Source organism: Mesorhizobium sp. M0189, from assembly GCF_040322135.1.
In the GTDB taxonomy this organism is placed as follows: Bacteria; Pseudomonadota; Alphaproteobacteria; order Rhizobiales; family Rhizobiaceae; genus Mesorhizobium.
In genome coordinates this window covers 127,139-151,267 of sequence record NZ_JAMYSW010000016.1, presented here as the reverse complement: position 1 = coordinate 151,267, position 24,129 = coordinate 127,139, and the positions used below count along the sequence as shown (strand labels likewise).

Genomic DNA, 24,129 nt, shown 5'->3' with positions numbered 1-24,129 from the left:
CCCGTCTCCCCGCTGGCCCCCCACCGCCGCCCCGCCCCCCCCCCCCCCCCCCCCCCCCTCCCCCCCCCCCCTGCCCCGCCCCCACAGAGGGGGGTGTCTTGGCACCAGACATTGGCGGCGGGCGCAAGAGCCAATCGATGCGGCCTTCGATCCTGGCAGAACCCGGCAGCAGCCCGGCAATGGCAAGCGCCAGCGTGCTCTTGCCCGAACCGCTCTCGCCGATGATGGCAAAGCGCTCGCCGGCGGGAATGTCGAGGCTGACACTCTTTAGTGCCGTCACCTCGGAGCCATCGCGGCGATAGGTCACCGTCAGATTGCGGATCGAAAGCAGCGCCGTCACGACAGGCCCCTCCTCACCGCCGTCGTCTCGACGACGCCTTCGCCGGCGAGATACACACCTAGCACCGTGAGCACGAGTGCTATTCCCGGAACGATCGACAGGAACGGCGCGGTGCGCAGCACGGCACGGCCTTCGGCGATCATGCCGCCCCAGGTAACGCGGTTGGGGTCGCCGAGGCCGAGAAAGGACAATGCCGCTTCGGTGAGAATCGCCGCGGCGACGATCACCGACGACAATGCCAGTACCGGCGGCAATGCGTTGGGCAGCACCTCGCGAAAGGCGATCTCCAGCGGATGCATGCCGATGACGCGGGCGCCCGCTACAAAATCGCGCTCGCGGATCGACAGCACTTCGGCTCGCGCCACGCGTGCCGGTCCGGTCCAGGCGCCCAGTGCGATCGCCGCGACGACGACGCCGAGCGACGGCCCGACGATGCTGACGAAAGCCAAAGCCAGCAGAAAAGCTGGCACGGTCTGGAAAGCGTCGGTGATGCGCATCAGCACTTCGTCGATAAGGCCGCCGGCAAAGCCGGCCAGCGTGCCGATCACTGCGCCGACGGCAAGGGCGGCGGCGGCGGCCGCCAGGCCGACCGCCAGCGAGGTGCGGGCGCCGTGGAAAAGCTCGGCCAGCATGTCACGGCCGAGGCGGTCGGTGCCTAGTGGTAGCGACCAGTCCTGGAACGGTGGCAGCAATGCCGGCCCGGCAATGGCCTGCGGATCGCCGGGAAAGAACAAAGGTGCGGCAAGCGCCACGGCAAACAGCGCCGCCAGGATGACAATGCCGGCGATCGCTTCCGGCGTCCGGAGAAAACGGCGAAGCGGGTTCACGCGCCGGCCTCATTGGCTCCGACGCGCGGATCGAGGACGGCGTAGGCGATGTCGACGAGAAGGTTGATGATGACGACCAGAACGGCGCTGACGAGAATGATGCCGAGCAGCAACGGCGTGTCGCGTGCCGCCACCGCTTCCTGCGCCAATCGGCCAAGGCCTGGCACCGAAAAGACGCTTTCGATGACGACGCTGCCGCCCAGCATTTGCGCGGACTGCAGGCCAAGCATGGTGACCAGCGGCAACAGCGCGTTGCGGGCGACATGGGCGAGCACGACGCGACGGCGGGAAAGTCCCCTGGCGCGAGCGGCGAGGACAAAATCCTGCCGCCAGACCTCGGCCATGCCGGCGCGCATCATGCGCAGATAGAGCGCGAGATAAATGAAGCCGAGCGCGGAGACCGGCAGGACGAGATGGCGGGCGATGTCGCCAGCGCGATCAAGGCCGGTCCTGGCCGAGGCGATGCTCTCGATGCCGCCGATCGGAAACCAGCGCAGGTCGACGGCAAAGACGATGATCAGCACCAGCCCGAGCCAGAAGCCCGGTATGGCATAGACCGCCAGCGAGCCGATAGACAGGAAGCGATCACGGACGCTGCCGGGTCTGGCGCCGGCATAGATGCCGAGCACCGAGCCGAGTCCGAAGGAGAGCGCGGTGGCGCTGCCCATCAACAGCAGCGTGTTGGGCAGGCGCTCGGTGATGACATCGCGGATCGGCCGCGAAAAGGTGACGGACAGGCCAAGGTCGAGATGGAGCAGCGCCCAAAGGTAATTGGCCAGCCGCGTCAGCTCAGATTGGTCGAGCCCCCAGCGGTGACGCAACAGCTCGATCATGCCGGCGTCGCCGCCGGTCGAGACGATGTAGGCATCGACCGCATCGCCGGGAGCGGCTTCGAGCAACAGGAAGGTGCCGATGACGACAATCAGCAACACGAAGATGCTGCCGACGAGGCGACGGCGAAGGAGGGTGAGGGCGCGGCTCATGGCGGCGCCGGGTGCTTGGCGCAGTGGCAATTAGGAGATGCGGTGTTTCTTCCCACCCCCCTCTGTCCTGCCGGACATCTCCCCCGCAAGGGGGGAGATCGGATGTCATTAGCGATTTCGCCAATCTTCAACGCAGCAGGCAAATAAGCCGACGTTGCGGCCAGCCAATCTCCCCCTTTGCGGGGGAGATGTCCGGCAGGACAGAGGGGGGTGTGAAGGAACTCGGTATTTGACCAAGTTTCCACACGGATTTCGGCGCGAATTTTCATCCGCCAGAATGTGTCACGATTCTAAATAGGTGTCCGCCCAGTTCGACACCGCCCAGCGCGGGGTGTTGGCGATGTTCTTGACCGTATCGCGGGCGACGCTGATGAAACTCCATTCGGCGACGTTGATCAGTGGCAGGTCGGCGGCAACTTTTCTCTGGAACTCCTTGTAGAGTTCGGTGCGGGCGGCGGTGTCAAGCGTCTCCGATGCCTTGGCGATCAGAGCGTCGAGATCGGCGTTCTTGTAGCCGCCCTGGTTGGAGAAAGGCACCCCGTCGGGAATGCCGCTCTGCACCAGGATGGTGGTCGAGATCGCCGGATCGCCGCGGAACACCGGCGGCCCGACCGCAAGGTCGAAGGCGTGGTCGGTGTAAACCGCCTTGATATGCGCGGCAGAGTCGTTGTTGACCAGCTGGGCGTCGATGCCGATGGCGGCGAGCGCCTGACGAAGATAGTCGCCGAACTGCTTGGTCTCGTTGAAATAGGGCGCCGGCAGCAGTTTCAGCGAAAAGCGCTTGCCATCATCGCCTCGGCTGTAGCCGGCCTCGTCGAGCAAGGCGTTGGCCTTGGCGACGTCGAAAGCATAGGTCGGCACGTCGGCGGTGTAGAATTGCGGGTCGTTTTTCGGCACCGGGCCAGTGGCGGTGGCGGCATAGCCGAGAAACACCGTCTTGACGACGAAATCCTTGTCGATAGCGTGAGCGATCGCCTGGCGCACTTTCAGGTCGGCCAGCTCCTTGCGGCGATGGTTGATCTCGACGACCAGTTGGTAAGTCAGCCCTTCGTATCCTTTGGTGATCACCTTGAGGCCGGGCACTTTGGAGATGCGGTCGAGATCGGCCAGGGGCACGGCGGAGAAGGCGGCGAGCTGGATCTCTTCGGCCTCGAGCGCGCTGGCCGCCGACGTGCGGTCCGGCAGCACCTGATAGATGATCTCATCGAGATAGGGCTCGTCCTTGCCCCAATAGTCGGTGTTCTTCTCCAGCCGGTAATATTCGCCGGGCTTGTATTCGGCAAATTTGAACGGTCCGGTGCCGACCGGGGCGTTGTTGGCCGGGTTGTCCTCGATCTTTCCGGTCTCGTAGATGTGCTTGGGCACCACGCTGCTCAGCGCCGGCAAGGCGTTGCGGATCAGCTGGAACGGGGTCGGCTTGGCGAATTTGAACACGGCGGTCGCCTCGTCCGGCGTGTCGACCGCCTCCAGATCCTTGAACACGGTGCGGCCGAGATTCTGCAGCGGTTTCCAGACCTGCAGCGCCGAGAAGGCGACATCGGCTGAGGTGAAGGGCTTCCCGTCATGCCATTTGACGGCCTCGCGCAGTTTGAACGTCACCGACAGGCCGTCGGCGGCGCCTTCCCAGCTGAGCGCCAGCCGTGGCTCGAGCCCGTCCTTGCCGCCGAAGGAGGCCTCGGCCAAGGTTTCCACGATCTTGCTCGAGATGAAGAAGACGCCGTTCGAGGCGACAATCGCCGGATTGAGATTGCGCGGCTCGGAATCAGCGGCGACAACCAGTCGTCCGCCCTTTTTCGGCGTCTGCGCCCAGCCGATCGTCGGCATGGCGGTGGAGGCCAGCAGCAATGCCGAACCCGCAAGCATCGTACGCCTGGAAATGGTGAACTCTGGCATGATCGAACTCCGTCCTCTCCGCGACCCGGCCGGGTGCGCCGTACCCCTCGGACGCTCGTGAGCATCCTGCAAAGCTGATTATGGCCCTTGTCCGGGGTTTCGCCAGAGACGGAATTGGCGCATCCTCACGTGGCTTTGAAATTTCCGTCCGCTGGACCAGTTACAGGGAAGCGGTCCAATGCGCTGATCTGGCCGGACCAGATTAGACCATGCCGGTAGCGGAATGAGCTTTTGGCGCCCGCTCGACCCATTCTGGCTGGACCAGACCGGGCAAAATGATGCAGATTTGAGGGGAGCCAAGGCTCTAAAACCAGAAAGGCCGGCGCCACGTGCGGTCGGTCATGGCACTTCAGGGAGAGAGACAATGAACGTTGCTCCGGGCAAGAATGTCGTCGGCAGCGTGCCGTTCGACCAGGCCAGGGTGGACGGGCTGATGGAGGAAGCCGGCATCGACGTGCTGCTCGCCACCTCCAAGCACAACACGCAATATCTGCTTGGCGGCTACAAGTTCATCTTCTTCGCCGCCATGGATGCGATCGGCCATAGCCGCTATCTGCCTGTCGTCGTCTACGAGAAAGGCGGGCCGGAGCATGCCGCCTATATCGGCAACCGCATGGAGGGCGGCGAGCACCAGAACCATCCGTTCTGGACGCCGACACTGCATGCCGCCTGCTGGGGCACGCTCGATGCCGCCAACCTGGCGGTCGAGCATTTGCGGAAGATCGGCAAGGGCAATGCCCGCATTGGCATCGAGCCCGCCTTCCTGCCGTCCGACGCCTATATGCTGATCCGCAACGCGCTGCCGGACGCCAAGCTGATCGACGCCACGCACATGCTGGAGCGCATGCGAGCAATCAAAACCGAAGCCGAGCTGGAGAAGCTGCGCATTGCTTCGGAGCTGATCACCGATTCCATGCTGGCGACCATCGGCTGGGCACGCGAAGGCACAACCAAGAGCGAGATCATCGAACAGCTCAGGCGCGAGGAGACCAATCGCGGCGCGCATTTCGAATATTGCCTGTTGACGCTAGGCTCCAGTCACAACCGCGCGGCCTCGCCGCAAACGTGGAAGAAGGGCGAGGTGATGTCGATCGATTCCGGCGGCAACTACCACGGCTATATCGGCGACCTTTGCCGCATGGGCGTGCTGGGTGAGCCTGACGCCGAACTCGAGGATCTGCTGGCCGAGATCGAGACGGTGCAGCAGGCGGCCTTCTCCAAGGTAAAGGCGGGCACGCTGGGCGGTGACATGATTTCTCATGCCGAAGGCGTGCTGAAGAAATCCAAGGTTGCGGCCTATACCGATTTCTTCGCGCATGGCATGGGGCTGATCACGCACGAAGCGCCGTTCCTGATGACCAACCATCCGGTGACCTATGAAGGCACCTATGCCGCAAAGCCGCTGGAGAAGAACATGGTGCTTTCGGTCGAGACGACCATGCTCCACCCGACGCGCGGCTTCATCAAGCTGGAGGACACGGTGGCGGTGACCGGCGCCGGTTACATTATGTTCGGCGATCGGGGTAGGGGCTGGAACAGGGGCGGGGCTTAGGCGCCGTCTATCTCAATTCCCACCTGACGGCAGCAGCCTGAAATCCGGCAGGTCGCGCAGTGCCAATTCCGGCCCGGCCGGCGAATAGACGACGAAAAGCTGCATCGGCGCGTCGCCGGTATTGAGCGTCGAATGGAAGCGGCTTTCCGGCACATAGATGGTGCAACCGGGGCCGACCTTCTCGACGACCGGATTGCCCTTCTCGTCTTCGACCATCTGCTCGCCATTGCCTGAGATGACGAAAATGATCTCCTCGGCACCCGGATGGTTATGACGCGTATGGCCCTTGCCCGACGGCAGGTCGACGACACCACCGGAAAAGCGCTTCGCGCCGTTCACTTCGGGAGCGACCGTCAGCGACAGCCTGCCCCAGTCGAAGCCGAAGGCGCTGACGTCTTTTGGGTATACGAACACCTTGCTGTTGTCGGTCATCGTCTCACCCCTTCTTCTACGCAGCGCCGAACGTGACGGCCTTGAAATCCGCCGTTTGCCTGGCGATCGAAGCTTCCGCCGGCAGCCGTTCCATCGAACTCGCGCCGTAGAAACCGTGCAGGCCCTTGCAGCGCTCGAGAATATATTTGGCGTCGTCCGGCATCGAGATCGGCCCGCCATGGCAAAGCAGGATGATATCCTCGCGCACTGAGCGTGCCGCTTCGGCAATGGCGTCGATCTCCTTCACACAATCGTCCAGCGATTTAGCCGAGGTCGCACCGATCGAACCGCCGGTGGTCACCCCCATATGGGCGACGACGATGTCGGCGCCGGCATGTGTCATGGCGCGAGCCTCGTCTGGATTGAAGACGTAGGGCGTGGTCAACAGGTCGAGTTTGTGAGCCTCGGCGATCATGTCGACCTCGAGCCCGAAGCCCATGCCGGTTTCTTCAAAACTCTGCCGCATCTGGCCGTCGAACAGGCCGATGGTCGGAAAGTTCTGCACACCGGAAAAGCCCATCGTCTTCAACTCGGCCAAAAGCAGCGGCATGATGACGAAGGGATCGGTGCCGTTGACGCCGGCCAGCACCGGCGTCTTCTTCACTACCGGCAGCACTTCGTAGGCCATCTCCTTGACGATCTCGTTGGCGTTGCCATAGGCGAGCAGGCCGGCGGCCGAGCCGCGCCCGGCCATGCGGTAGCGGCCGGAATTGTAGATGATGATCAGGTCGATGCCGCCAGCTTCCTCTGCCTTGGCCGACAGGCCGGTGCCGGCACCGCCGCCGACGATCGGAACGCCGTCCGCGATCATCTTGCGGAATTTCTCCAGGATTTTCTTGCGCGGTATGGCGGCCATATCTTGGTGTCTCACTGTCTGGCGATGTCGAGGAAGGCCGTTGTGGCGGCCCAGGCGAATTCGGGGTCGTTGATATGCAGCGGCAGGCGCAGAACGCGCCGCGTTTTGGCGGGTTTGATGGTGCGCTCGATCGCCTCGAACAAAGCTGCATCGGCTTCAGGGTCGAAGAAGGCGCCGCCTTCGATGTCGAGCGCCGACACGCCTTTCTCCGGAATGAGGAAACGAACCGGACCCTGGCAGAGGCTCAGCCTTGTACCGATCCATTCGCCGATCATTCTGCTTTCGTCGGCGGTGGTGCGCATCAGTGTGACGTTTGGATTGTGCTCATAGAATAGCCGGCCGCGATAGCGTTCCGGAATTGTTGGCGGCGCCCAGAAATTGACCATGTCGAGCGCGCCGACCGAGCCGACATAAGGCAGCCCGGTGCGGGCGATGGCACCAAAGCGATCGTCCGTCGCCGGCAGCACGCCGCCAAACAGCAAGTCGCAGACTTCGGTCGTGGTGATGTCGATGACGCCGGACAACAAGCCGCTGTCGGCCAATTTTTCCATGGTGCGGCCGCCGGTTCCAGTGGCATGAAATACCATACAGTCATAAGTCGAACGAAGTTCGTCGGCGATGGCGGTCACGCACGGCGTGGTGACGCCGAACATGGTGAGGCCTATCGAGGGTCTGCCGTCGGCCGGCGGCGCCGGCTTTGCCGCCATGCCTGATATCGCCTGGGCGGCATTGTGGAGCACGACACGGGAAAGCCGGTTGAGGCCGGCCATGTCGGTCACCGACGGCATCATGACGATGTCGGAGACGTCGACATAAGGCGCGGTGTCGCCGGAGGCCAAGGTCGAAACCATGATCTTGGGCAGGCCGAGCGGCAGCGTGCGCATGCCTGTGGTGATGATCGAGGTGCCGCCGCCACCGCCGATGCCGATAATCCCGGCAATATCGCTACGCGATTGAACAAATCGGGCAAAGGCGGCAGCCATCGCCGCCACTGCGGTGCCGTGGTCGTCGACGCCGAGCACGGCATTGCGACCCTCTGAATGGTGGCTGGCGACCTCGTCTGCCGAAACATCGACCGGCACGGTCGCGCCGCGTGTTCCGATGTCGACACGGGCAATCGAAGCGCCGGTTGCGGCGACCGCATCGGCCAGAAAAGCGAGTTCCTCGCCCTTGGTGTCGGCGGTGCCCACCACATAGATGCGCTTCATCGCGTTTCCCCGGTCCTGGGCGTGTTCGACGCTGCCGTCCCTTTGCCCGGCCATTCGACGGCGCGAAGGGCCATTGCAATTTTTTGAGACGCGCGTATCGTATTGACATGAATGTCTCACGTCAACAAGCGGCAACGGACGACGATGCCGGCCAGGGGCCGAACCCGCGGGTAGAGCGCGGGGCCCGCGCGCGCACCAGGCGGCTGATGCTGGAGACGGCGACAAAGCTGATGCAGGCGGGCGCCACGCCGTCGGTCAGCGAGGTGGCGGAGGCGGCGGAAGTCTCACGCGCCACCGCCTATCGGTATTTTCCGAGCCAGGCGGCGCTGGTGCAGGCGGTGGTCGATGAGGGGCTCGGACCGATCCTTACCTGGAAATCGAGCTCTGCCGATCCCGAGCGCCGGGTGGCCGAGCTGTTCGAGACCGCCATGCCGCGCATCGAGGCCTTCGAAGCGACGTTCAAGGCGGCGCTGAAACTGTCGCTCGACCAGTGGGCGCAGCGACAGGCAGGCACGTTTGACGGCGAACCGGCGTTCACGCGCGGCCATCGCGTCGATCTTTTGAAAGATGCGATTGCGCCACTCAAAGGCCGGTTGCCGCCGCGCGAATTCAAGCGGCTCGCGCAGGCGCTGTCATTGATCTTCGGTGTTGAGATGCTGATCGTACTGAAGGATATATGGGGATTGGACAGCCGCAGTATGATGTCGGTCGCGCAATGGGCCGCCAGCGCGCTGGTACGCGCAGCTGTGACGGAATCGATGATTGAAGGAGATGGGATCGCACCGATGACAGCCGCTAGATGACGCCAATCTGGTTCGACCAGATTTGCACCCTGCCTACTCATACTATTGGCGATGCAGCGGCCGAGGCAAGGCCCCTATGTATCAAGGAGTAGGAAAATTCAGGGAAAACAGGCAGATATCGCAGAAACCAACTTGTCTGCGTGTCCGCCACCGTCCAAGAAAGGGCTTGACGTTCGTCTGAAATTGGTAATACCAGATCAGGACAAATAAAGCGGATCAAAGGGTGAAGGCTAATATCCGTTTCGGTCGAACGAGGAGGCTCAAAAACCGGAACGGTGCCGTCACGGGAGGACTACCAGGGCCGGCCTCGCCGCCGGCTCGCATGACGCGGTAGAATGCGCACAAGGGAGGAAATCATTATGCGCAAGACAATGACCAGCTTGCTTGCTGGTATCGGCTTAGTGCTAGCCTGCGGAACGTCCGTCTACGCGCAGGAAAAGGAACTTACAATCTTCTGGGCGGAATGGGATCCGGCCAATTACCTGCAGGAACTCGGCAACGAGTACGAGAAGGAAACCGGCGTGAAAATCACGGTGGAAACCACACCGTGGCCCGACTTCCAGACCAAGGCCTTCACCGAGTTCAACGCCCATGGCGATGCCTATGATATGGTCGTCGGCGACTCGCAATGGCTCGGTGCCGGCTCGACTGGTGGCCACTATGTGGACCTGACCGACTTCTTCAACAAGCACAAGGTCGGCGACGTGATGGCACCGGCGACGGTGAAGTACTACGCCGAATATCCGGGCGGCAGCAGCAAGTACTGGGCCATCCCGCTTGAAGGCGACGCTGTCGGCTGGTCCTACCGCAAGGACTGGTTCGAGGATCCGAAGGAAAAGGAAGCCTTCAAGGCCAAGTATGGCTACGATCTCGACGTGCCGAAGGATTTCAAGGCGCTGCGCGACATCGCCGAGTTCTTCTACCGGCCGGACCAGAAAAAATACGGCATCGCCATCTACACCGACAATTCCTATGACGCGATGGCGATGGGCTTCGAAAACGCGCTGTTCTCCTTTGGCGGCGAGCTGGGTGACTATAAGACCTACAAGGTCGATGGCTTCATCAACTCCGACAAGGCGATCGCGGCGCTCGACGCCTACAAGGAACTCTACAAGTTCACGCCTCCGGGCTGGGCCAAGTCGTTCTTCGTCGAGGACAACCAGGCGATCACTGAAAACCTGGCGGCGATGAGCATGAACTACTTCGCGTTCTTCCCCTCGCTGATCAACGAGGCGTCGAACCCGAACGCCAAGAACACCGGCTTCTTCGCCAATCCTCCCGGCCCGAACGGGGACCAGTTCGCCGCACTCGGCGGTCAGGGCATCTCCATCGTTTCCTACTCGCAGAAGCAGGAAGAGGCGACCAAGTTCCTGGAATGGTTCATCAAGGACGAGACCCAGAAGAAATGGGCAGCGCTTGGCGGCTACACCTGCAGTGCCGCCGTGCTCAAGTCGCCCGAATTCCAGAACGCCACGCCCTACAACAAGGCGTTCTACGAGACCATGTTCAAGGTCAAGGACTTCTGGGCGGTTCCGGAATATGCCGAACTGCTGCAGCAGCTCAACCAGCGCATCTACCCCTACATGATCGGCGGCGAAGGCACCGCCAAGGAGACGCTGGACGCACTGGCAGCCGACTGGAACGCGACCTTCAAGAAATACGGCCGCGGCCAATAAGTATGAAGCTTCACGGAGGGGGCGTTCGTGCCTCCTCCGTTTCTTTTTCTGATTCTTGAACCGGGAGCAGGGTCTTGGCGACCACGATGATCACCACGCTGGACAGGTCCTCGCGGGCCGCTGCTCGCGGTCTAAGCGACATTTCGATCCGCAATCTCTTCATCATCCCGACGATCCTGTTTCTGATCGTCTTCAACATCTTCCCGCTGATCTATTCGCTGGGCTATTCGTTCACCGATTTCCGCGCCTCGACCAGCGCGGCGGCGAATTTCGTCGGGCTGCAAAACTATCGCGACCTGCTCAGCGATCCCTATGTCTGGTCCAACTTCGCCATCACCGCAAAATACGTCATCATCTCGGTCGCCGGCCAGCTGCTCGTCGGCTTCGGCGTGGCCATGCTGCTCAACCGCGACATTCCGCTCAAGGGCCTGCTGACGACGCTCCTGTTGTTGCCGATGATGCTGTCTATGGCCGTCGTCGGCCTGTTCTGGAAACTGCTCTACGATCCGTCCTTCGGCATCATCAATTATGCGCTGGGCCTCGGCACCTTCGAATGGCTGTCGGATCCGAAAATGGCGCTCTATGCGGTCGCGCTGACCGATATCTGGATGTGGTCGCCCTTCGTCATGCTGTTGTCGCTGGCCGGCCTGTCGGCCGTGCCCAAGCATCTCTACGAGGCCGCCGCGATCGACAGGGCCGGGCCGTTCTACACCTTCTTCCGCATCACGCTGCCGCTGGTCGCGCCGATCCTGATGATCGCGGTCATCTTCCGCACCATGGAAGCGTTCAAGACCTTCGACCTCGCCTATATCCTGACCAGCCAGCCGACGGCGGAGCTGATCTCGATCCGGCTCTACAAGATGGCGTTCCAGGAATGGCAGACCGGGCGCTCCTGCGCGCTCGCCTACATCGTGTTGATCATGGTGCTGGCGATCACCAACATCTATGTCAAATACCTCAACAAGGTGAAGGAGCGCTGAGATGGCCGCAGTCCGCACTTCTTCCGAAATCACCTTCAACCGGGTCGCCATCGTCGCCGTCCTGCTGGTGACGATCATCTTCCTGGCGCCGATCTACTGGATAGCCTCGACGGCGTTCAAGCCGCGCAACCTCGCCACCACCATTCCGCCGACGGTGGTTTTCCAGCCGGAGATATCGCCCTTCGTCAAGTTGTTCACCAAGCGTTCGCAGCTGCGCAGCCCGCCATCACCGGAGGAGTACGCGGCTGCGCCGTGGTGGGAGCGCGTCGTCTTCAATGGCGGCGAAAAGATCGTGCGCGACGGCAAGGGCCAGGTGCAGTGGTCGGGCTATCCGAGCCGTTTCATGAACTCGCTGATCGTTGCCATAACCTCGACCGTCCTGGCCGTCGGCATGGGCACCTTCACCGCCTATGGGTTCTCGCGCTTCAAGGTGAAAGGCGAGGCGGACCTGCTGTTCTTCATCCTGTCGACGCGCATGCTGCCGCCGGTGGTCGTCGCCATTCCGATGTTCCTGATGTACCGGGCGGTCGGCCTCAACGATTCCCATGTCGGCCTGATCATCCTTTACACCGCCTTCAACCTGTCCTTCTCGGTGTGGCTGATGAAAGGCTTCATGGACGAGATCCCCAAGGAGTATGAGGAGGCGGCCCTCGTCGACGGCTATACGCGCATGGAGGCCTTCTTCAAGATCGTGCTGCCCGAGGCCGCCACCGGCATCGCCGCCACCGCCGTGTTCTGCTTTATCACGGCGTGGAACGAATATGCCTTCGCACTGATCATGACCAGCCGCCGTGCCCAGACGGCGCCGCCTTTCATTCCCAGCCAGGTCGGCGCCGGCCTGCCGGACTGGACGGTGATTGCCGCCGGAACCTTCCTGTTCCTGCTGCCGGTTGCGATCTTCACCTTCCTGCTCCGCAACCACCTCTTGCGCGGCATGTCCTTCGGAGCGATCCGCAAATGAGTTTTCGCGACATCAATCAGAAATATCTTGAACCGGGCAGCCAGGTGCTGATGGTGCTCGGCATCATCGCGCTCTGCCAGCCATGGCACATGCTGCTGCACAGCTACGGCGTGACCATCATCCTGATCGGCCTGATCGGCTTCAACATCACCTCCAAGATCGCGCCGGAGGAGAAGGCCGGCACCGGGCAAGGGGCAAACCCGGGGGCACAGCATTGACCCAGATCGAGCTTCGCGGCGTCCAGAAATATTTCGGCGCCGTCCAGGTCATCAAGGACCTCAACCTGAAGATCGACGATAACGAGTTCATCGTGCTGCTCGGCCAGTCGGGCTGCGGCAAGACGACGACGCTCAGGGCCGTTGCCGGACTGGAGACGATCGACGGCGGCGACATCCTCATCGACGGCAAGCCGGTCCAGCACCTCAAGGCCGCCGACCGCGACATCGCCATGGTCTTCCAATCGTTCTCGCTCTATCCGCATATGAGCGTCTACGAGAACATCGCCTTTCCACTGAGGGCGACGCGCAAGAGCAAGGCCGAGATCGACAGCGAGGTGCGCTCGGTCGCCAAGACGCTGCAGATCAGCGATCTCCTCGCCAAGAAACCATCCGCCCTGTCGGGCGGCGACATGCAGCGCGTCGCGATCGGCCGAGCCTTGGTGCGGCGGCCGAAGGCGATGCTGATGGACGAGCCGATCGGCGCGCTCGATGCCAAGCTGCGCGAGGAGATGAGGGCCGAGATCAAGCGGCTGCACATCAAGCAGGGCTCGACCAGCATCTACGTCACTCACGACCAGATCGAGGCGATGAGCCTCGCCGACCGCATCGTCATCATGCATGAGGGCGTACTGCAGCAGGTCGGCTCGCCGGACGAGGTCTATTCGCATCCGGCGAATCTTTTCGTCGCGCAGTTTGTCGGCAGCCCGGTGATGAACGTCGCCGACGCTTCGGTGACCGAGAAAGCCTCGTCGGCCTCGGTCACGGTCGGCGATGCGGCCGCCGGCTTCGAATTCCCGCGCACCTTGCTGTCGAAGCTCAACGGCCATGTCGGCGGCCAGCTCGCGCTCGGCATCCGGCCGGAAGGCGTTCTCGTTCGCCGCGAAGCCGCCGAGGGGTTCTTGCCGGTGGAGACGCAGATCGTTGAGCCGCTCGGCTCCTTCGATATCGTCGACCTCAAGGTCGGCTCCAAGATGCTGCGTGCACGCACCAAGAGCGGCTTCATCGGCGGCCCCGGCGAAAGGGTCTTCGTCAGAATCGATCCCAGCCAGGCGCATTTCTTCGACACGGCGAGCGGCAAATCGCTGGGAGTGAGACTCTGATGGCCCACATCCAGCTCAAGAACATTTCGAAGAAATTCGGCAACCACACCGCTTTGACCGGGCTCGACCTCGACATCGCCGACGGCGAGTTCTTCGTCCTGCTCGGCGAGACCGGCGCCGGCAAGACGACGACGCTGCGCATGATTGCCGGCCTGGAAAAACCGAGCGAAGGCCAGGTCTTTATCGACGGCGTCGATGTCGCCGATTGGGGCGCGGCCGAGCGCGACGTGGCGCTGGTGCTGCAGCAATATTCGCTCTATCCGCGTTATACGGTGCGCGAAAACCTCGAATTTCCGCTGAAGCCGAAGATCCGCCGGTTGCCCGATGCCGAGATCAAGGATCGTGTCGACCGCGCTGCCAGGACACTGCGGATCGAGCATCTGCTCGACCGCAAGACCGACCGGCTTTCAGGCGGCGAGATGCAGCGCGTCTCGATCGGCCGCGCCATCGTGCGCAAGCCGCGGGTATTCCTGATGGACGAGCCGTTGTCGGCGCTCGACGCCAAATTGCGCGAGGCGCTGCGCACCGAATTGAAGAACCTGCAGATGCAGCTCGGCGCCACCTTCCTGTTCGTGACGCACGATCAGGTCGAGGCGATGTCGATGGGTGACAAGGTCGGCGTGCTCAACCATGGCCGCATCGTCCAGACCGGCACGCCGTACGAGATTTACAACAATCCGCGCGACACCTACGTGGCGAGCTTCGTCGGCTCGCCGCCGATGAATCTCATCGACGGCAAGCTTGTTAACGGGCGTGCGGTGATGGCACCGCTGAATTTCGAATTGCCGTTTGCGGGGGGTGCCAAGACTTCGGGGGGTGCCAAGACGGGCGCGGCGACCGACGGTCGCCCGCTCGTCTTCGGTATTCGTCCCGAGGACGTCTATCTCGAGACCGGCGCGCCGGTCGAGGCGCGGGTCCATGACGTCGAGAACCATGGCGTCGAGAAGATCCTGACGCTGCGGGTCGGCGACGCCATGCTGCGCGCCACTGTGCCGGCCAGGACCGACGTGCAGATAGAGCAGCCGGTGCGCTTTGCCTGGAACCCGGACAAGGTGGTGCTGTTCGATAAGGGCAGCGGAATAAGCCTGCGTCACGCCGGCTAAGTACAAGCCTCTTTACTGCAGCTAGAGCGGGATGCGTTCAAATTGACCGTGCATCCCGCTCTATCTATCTGTTTTAGTCGCATTTGTGCGACGCCGTGTGATTCCACTTGGCTGCGAAATGCTCGAGTCTTCCCGTCATCCCCCGTACGGGGGATGCGGATGCTTCGATTTGTCGAATAGGCTGGTCCTTTGGTCCCAAACGGGCTTTGAGCCCAATTTGGAGGCCCAAAATGGAGGGTTGGCTATGGGAAATCTGTTCCGCAGTTTTGCTGCGATCCTGCTTGTCGCCGGTATGGGATTGTCGGCCGCACATCTGGGCGAGGCGCAGGCAGCCAAGAAAGTTGTCGCCGGCGCGAAGGTCGACGCCAAGAAGATCAAGGATCTCAACGGCACGGTCAATCTGTCCACCAGTGACTGCAAGCTGTTGTTGAGCGGCACCGTTGTCGAAGTCTCGGATGGCAGGTGCGGGGCTTCCGGCAAATATTGCAAGAGCAGCGCCGGCTCGGCCTGCATCACCGAGCAATAACCCGGCCAACGTTTAGCCGGCCTGGCGGATCTCCGCCTGTTCCTCGGCCCGGAAATGGCTGGGCGGCGATCCGATTACCCGCTTGAAGGCGCGGCTGAAGGAGGCGTCGGATTCGTAGCCGAGGCGCGCCGCGACGACGGAAATCTTGAGCCGGTCGCGGACCAGCCATTGCCGCGCCTGGTGCATCCGTACCTGCGTGACGTACTTTGCCGGTGTTTCGCCGACAATGGTTGCGAAGCGCTCGGCGAAACCTGATCGCGAGGCGCCCATCATCTTCGCCAGAGCCACCACCGTCCAGTCGCGGCTCGGTTCCAGATGGATCGCGGCCAGCACCCGGCCGATCTCGCGGTCCCTCACCGCCGCGATCCATCCGGAAGAGTCGCCGCAGCCGCGCTCGACCCATGAGCGGATGACGGTCGCGGCGAGCACATCGGCCAGCCGCGCCAGGATGCCGCCGGAGCCGACGCGCTCCATCGTCACCTCGCGGGCCATCGCCTCCAGCAAATGCGGGATACCTGGCTCATAGGCTTCCAACTCATGCGCGCGCATCACGTCCGGCATCATGCCGAGCAAGGGGTGCAAGCCATCGAGATTGAAATACATGCTGCCGAAAAACAGCAAGGTGCCCGGACGGCAGCCGGGCACGCCGTCGTTCGACATGCAATAGACACCCTTGCAGATCTCCTCGACCTCATAGCCGTGGATCGGCGCCGCCTCGATACCCGGCTCGCTCGCCAGCGTGTGGGCTGAACCGCGCGGCAACAACACCGCGTCGCCCGCCTTGAGCTCGACCCATTCGCCGGGCGGCTGCAGCAACCAGCAGCCTTTGCGACCGATGAAATGAAACCGTGCCGCCGCCTGAGCCGGAAAATGGATGCCCCAGGGTTCCCTCATCTCGCAACGGCCGTAATCGACGCCTTCGAGGCGCAATCCGCGCAATATGTCTGTCAGCGGATCACCGGTGACAGGGATTTTGGACGAACGGTCAAGCATAATGGTGTTTCTAGCATGGAAACTCCGGACAGTCACTCCCTATGTTGCACTGCAGCCAGATGCTGCGCTGCAACCAGATCGGAGATCCCTCATGACCGAACCCGCGACAGGCGTCATGGACGCCGTTCTCGACCTGACGGAAACCGGCGAACGATCCGAGCCCGCATGGGGGGCGGTGGTCTCCTTGGCGCTCGGAGTCTTCGGCCTGGTGACCGCGGAATTTCTGCCTGCCAGCCTGCTGACGCCGCTTGCGCAGGATCTCGGCATCACCGAAGGCGCCGCAGGGCAGGCGGTAACGGCCACCGCCGTCATTGGCGCGATTGCGGCGCCGACAATGGCCATTGTCACCAAGCGGCTGGACCGCAGGCTGGTCATGTGGGCGCTGACGGTGCTGCTTGTGCTGTCAAATCTGGTAGCCGCGTTTGCGTCGTCGCTTCCCGTTCTTCTGATCGCCCGTATCATGCTTGGCATTAGTCTCGGTGGCTTCTGGTCGATGTCGGCAGCCATGGCGATGCGGCTCGTTCCGATGCGGCTGATGCCGCGCGCCATGTCGATCATCCTCACCGGCGTTTCGGTGGCGACGGTCTGTGCGGCTCCGGTCGGCGCCTATGTCGGCGACATCTGGGGATGGCGGACGGCCTTCATGATCGCCGCCGTGGTCGGCGCGCTAGCGCTGCTCGTGCAGGTGGCTACCATTCCGAAGCTGCCGCCGGCAGGTACGGCAGGTTTTCGCACGCTGCTGGAGGTGATGAAGCGGCCGATGATCAGGGTGGCACTGCTGGTGGTGCTGCTGGTCGCCTCGGGACACTTTGCCGGCTTCACCTATGTCCGCCCGTTTCTCGAGAAGGTGCCCGCGCTGGACATCGAGACGATCTCGCTTGTGCTGCTCGCCTACGGCATTGGTGGCTTCTTCGGCAATTTTGCCGGCGGCTTCATGGCGGAACGCAGCCTCAAGGCAGCCGTCAGCCTGGCGCCTCTGCTGATCGCGTTTTCGGCGCTCCTGCTGCTGGTGGTCGGAGGCTCACCCGTCGTGGCTGCAATAGCGGTGGCCAGCTGGGGCTTTGCCTTCGGCGCCGTCCCAGTCGGGCTGCAGACCTGGCTGGTGCGAGCCGCCCCCGATCAGGCGGAAAGCGCCGGCGGGCTGATGGTCATGACGTTCCAGGTCGCCATCGCGTTGGGCGCCGTCTTCGGCGGCCTGCTGGTCGACAATACCGGCGTTGCCAGCGCCTTCGCGTATTGCGCGGCGGCGACGTTGCTTGCGGCATTGGCGGCGTTCTTCCTTGGCCCCAAGCCGATCGACGACCCCAATTCCTAAACGGAACGGCCGTCGAAGTCGAAGACCGGCACGGCGGCGACGTCCAACGCCTCGATGCAATGAATGTTGATATAGGCACTTCGCCCGCTCCCTTCGCCGACATCCTCGGCGAAGGGGTGAATGCCGCAGCTGCGGCAGAAGCGGTGGGCGATGACATGGTTGCCGAAGCTGTAGCGGCCGAGATCATCGCCCCAGGCAAGCACCCGCATGCTCTCATGCGGCACTGCCCATAGCAGTGCACCCTTGCGCGTGCAGATCGAGCAATTACACCGTACGGCTCCGGTCAGCTCGCCTTCGACCTCGAACGCGACCTTGCCGCAGTGGCAGCTGCCTTCGTAGAGCATCGGGCCTTCCTCGTGCGGTTCGACAGGTGCAAACCTGACCGTGCCGGGCTATGTCTCCTGCGGCCAGTTTGTGGCTGCTACATTAAGACGTTGCAAGCGTGCGGAGTCCGACACCGAAAATGCAATCAGCCCGTGATCGCCTGGAAGCAATTGTTTCGCGTCTTGCTGCTCGCGTGGGCGATGAGAGCGTTTTCGCAAAGCTCTATCCTGAAGCAGCACGGGCGGCGGCCGACGCCGCCGATGCGCGGCGAAAAGCCGGCGTCACGCTCGGGCCGCTCGATGGGGCGATCACCTCGATCAAGGATCTGTTCGATGTCGCCGGCGAGCCGACGACGGCGGGCTCGCTGCTGCTCGCCACGGCAGCGCCGGCGTTGCGGGATGCCATTGTCGTGGAACGGTTGCGCCAGGCCGGTGCAGTCATCCTCGGCAAGACCAACATGACCGAGTTCGCCTTCACCGCGATCGGCGTCAATCCGCATTACGGCACGCCCGGCAATGCAAGTGATGCCCGCCGTATTCCGGGCGGCTCGTCCTCAGGCGCCGCGGTTTCGGTCGGCGAAGGCACCAGCGAAATCTCCATCGGTTCCGATACCGGCGGATCGGTGCGCATTCCGGCATCGTTGAATGGCGTCGTCGGTTTCAAGCCGACGGCGCGGCGCGTGCCGCTCGCGGGTGCGTTTCCGCTGTCGGCCACGCTGGACTCGATCGGTCCGCTGGCCCGCACCGTCGCCGAATGTGCGGCGGCCGACGCAGTGATGGCGGGCGAAAACCTGGCGGCACTGTTGCCGCTTCCGCTGGACGGCCTGCGCATCGGTATTCCGCGCGGCGTGCTGTTCGATGATACGGAGGAAGAGGTCGCGACGACGTTCGACCGGTGTCTTCGCAAGATGGAGCTTAGCGGCGCACGGCTTGTGGAGTTGTCGATCGACGACCTGCTTGTCGATCTGCGCGCGGCAACCAAACGCGCCTCGATCGCGGCAATGGAAGGGGCGGAGATCCATGCCGACTGGCTGGCGACGGGAGCGACGATGCCGGTCGACCCGCGGGTAAGCGGGCCATTGTCGCGCGCCGCCGCCATTCCGGCCACGGTCTATATCAGAGCAATGCGCCGTCGCGCAGCACTTGCCGCCGCGATGGATGACCGGCTGGCGTCGGTCGACGTGCTGGCCCTGCCGACCACGCCGATGACCGCGCCGACGATCGTCTCGATGACCGGCGACGAGGCCCTGTGCGACAGGACGGAAGGCCTTCTGCTGCGCAACACGCAGGTCGCCAACCAGTTCGATCTTTCAGCCATCTCGCTGCCGATGCCCGGGATGATGCGTCCGGCCGGGCTGATGCTGGTGGCGCGCAATGGCCATGACCACCACCTGCTGCGGATCGCCGCTGCGGTCGAGGCACTGCTTGCAAATTGATCCGATAGCGCGTGTCAGCGCGACGAGCAGTGGCCGCGCTCGTTGTCCTTGGCGGTGCGCTCGATGCTGGTGGCAACCAGCCAAGGCAGGGTGTATCGCTTGCCGTTGAAGGTCCGGGTGCGGTTCTCGATCGAGCCGACAACAACGACCTTGCCGGCATAGAGCTTGTCCGAAAGATCGAGGCCCTTGTCTTGCTGCGGCAGGCGATCGATGTCGATCGAAACGCCTTTGACGAACTTGCCGGTGTCGAGGTCGAGCGCGCTGTTCGATGGACAGGGTGCCATCACGCAGCGCAAGCCGTTGTCGCAGAACACGTAGCTGCCCTGTCCGTTGGCCAAGGCATGCGCCGCCGCCATGCAGACACTGGCGGTCAGCAGGAATTTTGTGGTGTTTCCCATACCGGCAACGTCGCTGGCGAATTCGGGAAAATTGAGGCGTAGCCTTTGCTTAGAAATCGGCAGGGAACCGCCGCCGGTAGTGCTCGACCACTTCGGGATTGCGCAGATTGACCGGCAATCTGTTGGCCAGCACCAGCAAGGCTTCGCCAGCCGCGCCGACGCCCATGCGCATCATCGACTGTTCGGTGATCCCGGCCATGTGCGGGGTGACGATGACGTTGTCGAAGCCGAAGTAGGGATGGTTGGGCGGCAGCGGTTGTGTCGCAAAAACGTCGAGCGCGGCGCCGCCGATGCGGCCCTTCTGCAAGGCCTCGATCAGCGCGTCGTCGTCGATCACCGGCCCGCGCGAAACATTGATTAGCAGCGCATCCGGCTTCATCCGGTCAATACGTTCCCGGCTAATCAGCCCCCGCGTTTCGGGCGTCAGCGGGCAGCACAGAACGATGATGTCGCTCTGCTCGATGAGCGCATCGATCGACAAGAAGCCGACGCTGTCCGGCGCCGGCTGCATGCTGCGCGTCGTTGCCACCACATTCAGATCGAAACCATGGGCGGCGATGTGGCCGACCGCCTGGCCGATTGCGCCGAGGCCGACAATGCCGATCGTCTTGCCGGCAAGCTCATTAGCCACGACGGTGTGTTCGCGGCCGGCCAGCCAGCCCTTCGCCCGCAAGTCGCGGTCCAACACACGAAAGCGCCGAAGCAGCGCCAGTGCCGCGAACATCACATATTCGGCGACCGAGCGCGCGTTCACTCCCGGAACGTTCGCCACCAGCACGCCCGCCGCGTTGGCCGCTTCCATCGGTACCATGTCGAGCCCGGCGCCGTGGCGGATCGCGGCCCTGAGCTTGGTCGCGCCTTCGAAAAGCGCCGCAGGCAAAGGAGCGCGAACGATGATGACATCGGCGTCCCTTGCCTCGGCGGCCAGCGTGGCCGCGTCGAGAGCGGAAGCAACGACGAGTTCGCCGGCCCCTGTCAGCATGGAAGAGGCACGGGGGTGCAGTCTGTGTGTCGACAGGATCTTGGGCATTTCAGGCCTTTTCGAGCGCTGGGCTTTGCGGTTCCGCCTCACGCCCCTCGATCAGCCCCTTCCAATAGCTTTCGGCGCCTTGCAGATGAGCGCTCATCAGCGCCTGGGCGAGGTTGCCGTCGCGGCGCAGCAGCGCCTCGTAGATCTGGATGTGCTCGGCATGCGAGCGCACGCTGCGTTCGGGATCGTTGAAATAGATCGGCAGGCGCATCTCGCCCATCATGTAGTAGACGCTGCAGACATTGTGGAACACACTGTTCTTGGTCGCCCGCACGATCTCGAGGTGGAACTCGCGGTCTTCCCTGGCAAGGCCTTCGCCGGCCGCTATGCGATCCTCTGAGGCCTTCAGGATCTCGCGCAGCCGCTCGAAATTCTCCTCGGTGGCGCGGGAACAGGCAAGTTCGGCGGCCTTGATCTCGTGGATCTTCCGCAACTCGACCGTCTCGTAGATCTGGACAGGATCGAGCGGCAGGCCGGCGCGGGCGAACAGCGCCATAGCCTCGACGCTCGCCTGCTTTGTATCGATGTAGATGCCGGACTTCGCCCGTCGTTCGACGATGCGCATGGCCTCGAGAATGGCCAGCGCCTCGCGGATCTGACCGCGGCTGACGCTGAAATGCTCTGCCAGTTCGCGCTCCGACGGCGTGCGGCCCGTCTCCTTGTCCGAATGGGAGAACAGGTAGGCGGCGAGTTCCGCGAGAAGGTTCTTTTCTTTCATGTCAGCCGTGTTGCGCGTGCGCCTCCAGGAACCGCTCCGAAATAGTGAATCCCAGCCCGGGTCTATCAGGGATCGCTACCATACCGTCCTTTGCTTCGACAGTCTCTTCGATCAGATCGTGGATCATCGGGTTGGCCCCGAGTGAATATTCGACGGTGAAGCTCGCCGGCGAAGCGGCGCAAACATGCAGCCCGGCAAAAAAGCAGGGCGCGCCCGCCCAAAGGTGCGGCGCAAAGCGCAGATTGAAGGCGCTGGCGATGGTTCCGATCTTCATCGCCTCGCTGATGCCGCCGCAAAAGGCCGGATCCGGCTGGAAGATATCGGCGGATTTGAGTACGGCGAGATCGCGGAAGGCGTAGCGCGTCGCCTCACTCTCGCCGGTGGCAATCGGGATCGAGCCGCAGGCGCGCACCTCAGCCATGCCGCGCTTGTCGTCGGCGATCACCGGCTCCTCGAACCAGGCGAGATCGAGGTCGCCGGCGAGATGGATGAAGCGCTTGGCTTCGGCCACCGTGTAGGTGCCGTGCGCGTCGACCATCAGGTCGATGTCGGGACCGAGCGCCTGTCTTGCAGCGCGGACGCGGGCGGCGGAGACGTGCGGGGCGCCGTCCATGGCGCCGACGCGCATCTTCAGCGCCTTGAAGCCGCCCTTGGCGACGTAGGATTGCAGCTGATCGCCGATGGCTTCCGCAGTGGCCCAGCCGCCGGAAGCATAGGCCGGCATGCGGTCCAGCTTGCGGCCGCCGAGCAGTCGCCAGACCGGAACGCCGAGTGATTTGCCGAGAATGTCCCACAATGCGATGTCGACGGCGCTGATAGCGGCGATGCTCATGCCGCGTCGCGCCAATTGCGGCATGGCGTGGCCGGCGCGGGCGGCGCTGTCGTGACGCGCGCCATTGTAGAGCATCTCCCAGATGACGCCGATGTCGGCCGGGTCGAGGCCGACCAGCTGCGGCCCGACCTCATGGTTCAGCAAATGGACAAGGGCGCCGTAGCTGCCGGCGCTGCCGGCGGCGTTCTTGCCTTCGCCCCAGCCGACAAGCCCGTCGTCGGTTTCGATGCGCAGGATGGCGGCGTCGAACGTCGCCACCTGACCGAAGTCGCTGCGGTGCTGCTTCGCGGCTTCGATCGGTATGCGAACCCACCAGGCTTGGACCGTCTTGATGCGCATGTTCATCCTCGGCCCGGCCGCGGTGAGGCGGAAGGGCTCTTTCCAAACGGCTTGGCTACTTGATCAGCGGCAGCAGCGTTTCCGCATTGATGCGCATCTGGTCAGTGTAGAATTTTTCCGTGAGCACGCTGGAGCCGTGGTCCTGAATGAATTTCAGCTGCTCTGGCGAGATGTCGACCGGATTGCGTTCGACCATGTCGGGATAGGGGGCTGCCGGCGTGCGGTCGACTGGGGCGACGAATTCATTGGTCAGCGCGCCGTCATAGCCGATCTCCTTCAGCGTGCCGACAATCTTCGGCCAGTCGATCTGCCCGAGGCCGGCAGCGAAGCGGTTGTTGTCGGCGACATGGAAGTCGTACAGGCGCTTGCCGACCTGCCGGATGGCGTCATAGACGTTAAATTCTTCCATGTGGATGTGGTAGGCGTCGAGGCAGACGCCGCATTCGGGGCTGACCGCATCGGCAAGGGCCAGTGCCTGGGCGCCGCGGTTGAACAGGTAGGTTTCGAAGCGGTTGAGCGGCTCGACCGCGATCTTGACGCCGACCTTCTTGGCGTGGGTGAAGCATTCCCGGGTGGCGTCGACCACCCATTTCCATTCCTCTTCCTCGGTGCCGTCCGGCACGACCTTGCCGACGGTGGCGGGAACCAGCGTGATGATCTCGCCGTCGAGCTCGCTGACCATGGTCAGCACGTCCTTGACATATTGCACCGAGCGCTCGCGCTGGCTCTGGTCCTTGGCGGCGAGATTGCGCTCGCCCAGCATCAGCGTCACCGCTCCCCAGCAACGGATGCCGTACTCGTTCAGCAGCGCGCGTGTTTCCTTGGTCTTGTACTGTTCGGGTTCGCCGGAAATCTCGATCGACTCATAGCCGAATTTCTTGATGCGCTTGAGCGTCGTTTCCAGCGGCTCCGCCCGCATCCAATTGTGCGTCGAAAGATGCATGGTCTATCCTTCCCAGAATCGCCTGTACCAGTTCGCCTGCGACGCACTCTGCCGAAGTGCGCTGCATGATTCCTCCCCAAAGGCCTCCCAGCATTTTTTTGGCAAACTGGTTCGACCAATTGGGCTTAATGGGAGGTCTACAGTAATTTCATCTGGACGGCAAGAAGTGCTACCATCAAGCGCCGTCTCTTGCTTACAGCATTGATTACGTTGAATTATGTTGGGCAGCTCGGCATGGTTGCAGGACTGCGGCCGCGCGTCAAATGGCTTGACCAGATTTCGGCATTTGGTAATACCAGAATAGCGGCGCCGAGCGCGCTGTGCAAAGAGACCAAAGAGGCTGG

25 protein-coding genes are annotated in these 24,129 nt (G+C 63.0%); 11 read left to right on the top strand and 14 right to left on the bottom strand.

Annotation, left to right across the window (positions count from 1 at the left end; genetic code table 11):
* The 4 genes from NKJ09_RS25375 to NKJ09_RS25360 form a co-directional block, all read right to left on the bottom strand.
* On the bottom strand, nt 1-340 hold a 340-nt coding region (locus NKJ09_RS25375; RefSeq protein WP_352764030.1), incomplete at its 3' end, for an ATP-binding cassette domain-containing protein.
* Nucleotides 337-1,167 (bottom strand): ABC transporter permease, encoded by an 831-nt coding sequence (locus NKJ09_RS25370; RefSeq protein ID WP_023722306.1) that lies wholly within the window; start codon nt 1,165-1,167, stop codon nt 337-339. The genes NKJ09_RS25370 and NKJ09_RS25375, both read right to left, overlap by 4 nt.
* Nucleotides 1,164-2,150: an ABC transporter permease gene (locus NKJ09_RS25365; protein ID WP_352495530.1), complete on the bottom strand. Its 987-nt coding sequence runs from the start codon at nt 2,148-2,150 to the stop codon at nt 1,164-1,166. Before NKJ09_RS25365 ends, NKJ09_RS25370 begins: the two co-directional genes overlap by 4 nt.
* A 282-nt stretch (nt 2,151-2,432) precedes the next feature.
* A complete protein-coding gene (locus NKJ09_RS25360; RefSeq protein WP_352495529.1) occupies nt 2,433-4,043 on the bottom strand; it encodes an ABC transporter substrate-binding protein in 1,611 nt (536 codons plus the stop codon).
* Between the two features lie 364 nt (nt 4,044-4,407).
* Between NKJ09_RS25360 and NKJ09_RS25355 the strand changes: the two genes are divergently transcribed.
* On the top strand, nt 4,408-5,595 hold the full coding sequence (locus NKJ09_RS25355; protein ID WP_352484965.1) for a M24 family metallopeptidase: 1,188 nt from the start codon (nt 4,408-4,410) through the stop codon (nt 5,593-5,595).
* Nucleotides 5,596-5,607: 12 nt separating this feature from the next.
* On the opposite strand, the gene NKJ09_RS25350 is transcribed toward NKJ09_RS25355, so the two are convergent.
* Genes NKJ09_RS25350 through NKJ09_RS25340 form a run of 3 tightly spaced genes read right to left on the bottom strand, consistent with a single transcriptional unit; the run spans nt 5,608 to nt 8,091 of the window.
* Nucleotides 5,608-6,027: a cupin domain-containing protein gene (locus NKJ09_RS25350; protein ID WP_023722310.1), complete on the bottom strand. Its 420-nt coding sequence runs from the start codon at nt 6,025-6,027 to the stop codon at nt 5,608-5,610.
* 16 nt (nt 6,028-6,043) lie between these two features.
* Nucleotides 6,044-6,883, bottom strand: a complete 840-nt coding sequence (locus NKJ09_RS25345) for a phosphoenolpyruvate hydrolase family protein (RefSeq protein ID WP_352495528.1) — start codon at nt 6,881-6,883, stop codon at nt 6,044-6,046.
* Nucleotides 6,884-6,894: 11 nt separating this feature from the next.
* Nucleotides 6,895-8,091 (bottom strand): Tm-1-like ATP-binding domain-containing protein, encoded by a 1,197-nt coding sequence (locus NKJ09_RS25340; RefSeq protein ID WP_023722312.1) that lies wholly within the window; start codon nt 8,089-8,091, stop codon nt 6,895-6,897.
* A 107-nt stretch (nt 8,092-8,198) separates the two neighbouring features.
* Here NKJ09_RS25340 and NKJ09_RS25335 point away from each other — a divergent pair, with 107 nt between their 5' ends.
* From NKJ09_RS25335 to NKJ09_RS25300, 8 genes are all read left to right on the top strand, one after another.
* Complete coding sequence (locus NKJ09_RS25335; protein ID WP_023722313.1) at nt 8,199-8,894, top strand: TetR/AcrR family transcriptional regulator; 696 nt, start codon at nt 8,199-8,201, stop codon at nt 8,892-8,894.
* A 359-nt stretch (nt 8,895-9,253) separates the two neighbouring features.
* A complete protein-coding gene (locus tag NKJ09_RS25330) occupies nt 9,254-10,570 on the top strand; it encodes an ABC transporter substrate-binding protein (protein ID WP_023722314.1) in 1,317 nt (438 codons plus the stop codon).
* A 74-nt stretch (nt 10,571-10,644) separates the two neighbouring features.
* Nucleotides 10,645-11,550 (top strand): carbohydrate ABC transporter permease, encoded by a 906-nt coding sequence (locus NKJ09_RS25325; RefSeq protein WP_023722315.1) that lies wholly within the window; start codon nt 10,645-10,647, stop codon nt 11,548-11,550.
* A gap of 1 nt (nt 11,551) precedes the next feature.
* Nucleotides 11,552-12,511, top strand: coding sequence for a carbohydrate ABC transporter permease (locus NKJ09_RS25320; protein ID WP_023722316.1), 960 nt, complete (start codon nt 11,552-11,554; stop codon nt 12,509-12,511).
* Entirely contained in the window at nt 12,508-12,729 is a 222-nt protein-coding gene (locus NKJ09_RS25315) for a hypothetical protein (RefSeq protein ID WP_023722317.1), read from the top strand. Before NKJ09_RS25320 ends, NKJ09_RS25315 begins: the two co-directional genes overlap by 4 nt.
* Nucleotides 12,726-13,829 carry an ABC transporter ATP-binding protein gene (locus NKJ09_RS25310; RefSeq protein WP_352495526.1) on the top strand — a complete coding sequence of 368 codons (1,104 nt, stop codon included), beginning with the start codon at nt 12,726-12,728 and terminating at the stop codon, nt 13,827-13,829. The genes NKJ09_RS25315 and NKJ09_RS25310 overlap by 4 nt, the downstream gene beginning before the upstream one ends.
* Nucleotides 13,829-14,932 (top strand): ABC transporter ATP-binding protein, encoded by a 1,104-nt coding sequence (locus tag NKJ09_RS25305; RefSeq protein ID WP_352495525.1) that lies wholly within the window; start codon nt 13,829-13,831, stop codon nt 14,930-14,932. Before NKJ09_RS25310 ends, NKJ09_RS25305 begins: the two co-directional genes overlap by 1 nt.
* Nucleotides 14,933-15,176: 244 nt before the next feature.
* A complete protein-coding gene (locus tag NKJ09_RS25300; protein WP_023721992.1) occupies nt 15,177-15,458 on the top strand; it encodes a hypothetical protein in 282 nt (93 codons plus the stop codon).
* 12 nt (nt 15,459-15,470) lie between these two features.
* On the opposite strand, the gene NKJ09_RS25295 is transcribed toward NKJ09_RS25300, so the two are convergent.
* The gene (locus NKJ09_RS25295) at nt 15,471-16,451 is read right to left on the bottom strand and encodes an AraC family transcriptional regulator (protein WP_352495524.1); all 981 of its coding nucleotides are present in this window, start codon (nt 16,449-16,451) and stop codon (nt 15,471-15,473) included.
* A gap of 91 nt (nt 16,452-16,542) precedes the next feature.
* Between NKJ09_RS25295 and NKJ09_RS25290 the strand changes: the two genes are divergently transcribed.
* Complete coding sequence (locus tag NKJ09_RS25290; protein WP_352515841.1) at nt 16,543-17,766, top strand: MFS transporter; 1,224 nt, start codon at nt 16,543-16,545, stop codon at nt 17,764-17,766.
* Here NKJ09_RS25290 and NKJ09_RS25285 read toward each other — a convergent pair.
* On the bottom strand, nt 17,763-18,110 hold the full coding sequence (locus tag NKJ09_RS25285) for a GFA family protein (RefSeq protein WP_352495522.1): 348 nt from the start codon (nt 18,108-18,110) through the stop codon (nt 17,763-17,765). The two genes, NKJ09_RS25290 and NKJ09_RS25285, sit on opposite strands and share 4 nt — an antisense overlap.
* A gap of 119 nt (nt 18,111-18,229) precedes the next feature.
* Between NKJ09_RS25285 and NKJ09_RS25280 the strand changes: the two genes are divergently transcribed.
* Nucleotides 18,230-19,525, top strand: coding sequence for an amidase (locus NKJ09_RS25280; RefSeq protein WP_352483635.1), 1,296 nt, complete (start codon nt 18,230-18,232; stop codon nt 19,523-19,525).
* A gap of 14 nt (nt 19,526-19,539) precedes the next feature.
* Here the strand turns inward: NKJ09_RS25280 and NKJ09_RS25275 are convergent, their stop codons facing one another.
* Genes NKJ09_RS25275 through NKJ09_RS25255 form a run of 5 tightly spaced genes read right to left on the bottom strand, consistent with a single transcriptional unit; the run spans nt 19,540 to nt 23,785 of the window.
* The gene (locus NKJ09_RS25275; RefSeq protein WP_023721986.1) at nt 19,540-19,923 is read right to left on the bottom strand and encodes a hypothetical protein; all 384 of its coding nucleotides are present in this window, start codon (nt 19,921-19,923) and stop codon (nt 19,540-19,542) included.
* Between the two features lie 49 nt (nt 19,924-19,972).
* Nucleotides 19,973-20,953, bottom strand: coding sequence for a hydroxyacid dehydrogenase (locus NKJ09_RS25270; protein ID WP_352483634.1), 981 nt, complete (start codon nt 20,951-20,953; stop codon nt 19,973-19,975).
* 1 nt (nt 20,954) lies between these two features.
* Nucleotides 20,955-21,671, bottom strand: a complete 717-nt coding sequence (locus NKJ09_RS25265) for a FadR/GntR family transcriptional regulator (protein ID WP_352483633.1) — start codon at nt 21,669-21,671, stop codon at nt 20,955-20,957.
* Between the two features lies 1 nt (nt 21,672).
* On the bottom strand, nt 21,673-22,842 hold the full coding sequence (locus tag NKJ09_RS25260) for a mandelate racemase/muconate lactonizing enzyme family protein (RefSeq protein ID WP_352495521.1): 1,170 nt from the start codon (nt 22,840-22,842) through the stop codon (nt 21,673-21,675).
* A 55-nt stretch (nt 22,843-22,897) separates the two neighbouring features.
* Complete coding sequence (locus NKJ09_RS25255; protein WP_352495520.1) at nt 22,898-23,785, bottom strand: sugar phosphate isomerase/epimerase family protein; 888 nt, start codon at nt 23,783-23,785, stop codon at nt 22,898-22,900.
* Between the last annotated feature and the right edge of the window lie 344 nt (nt 23,786-24,129).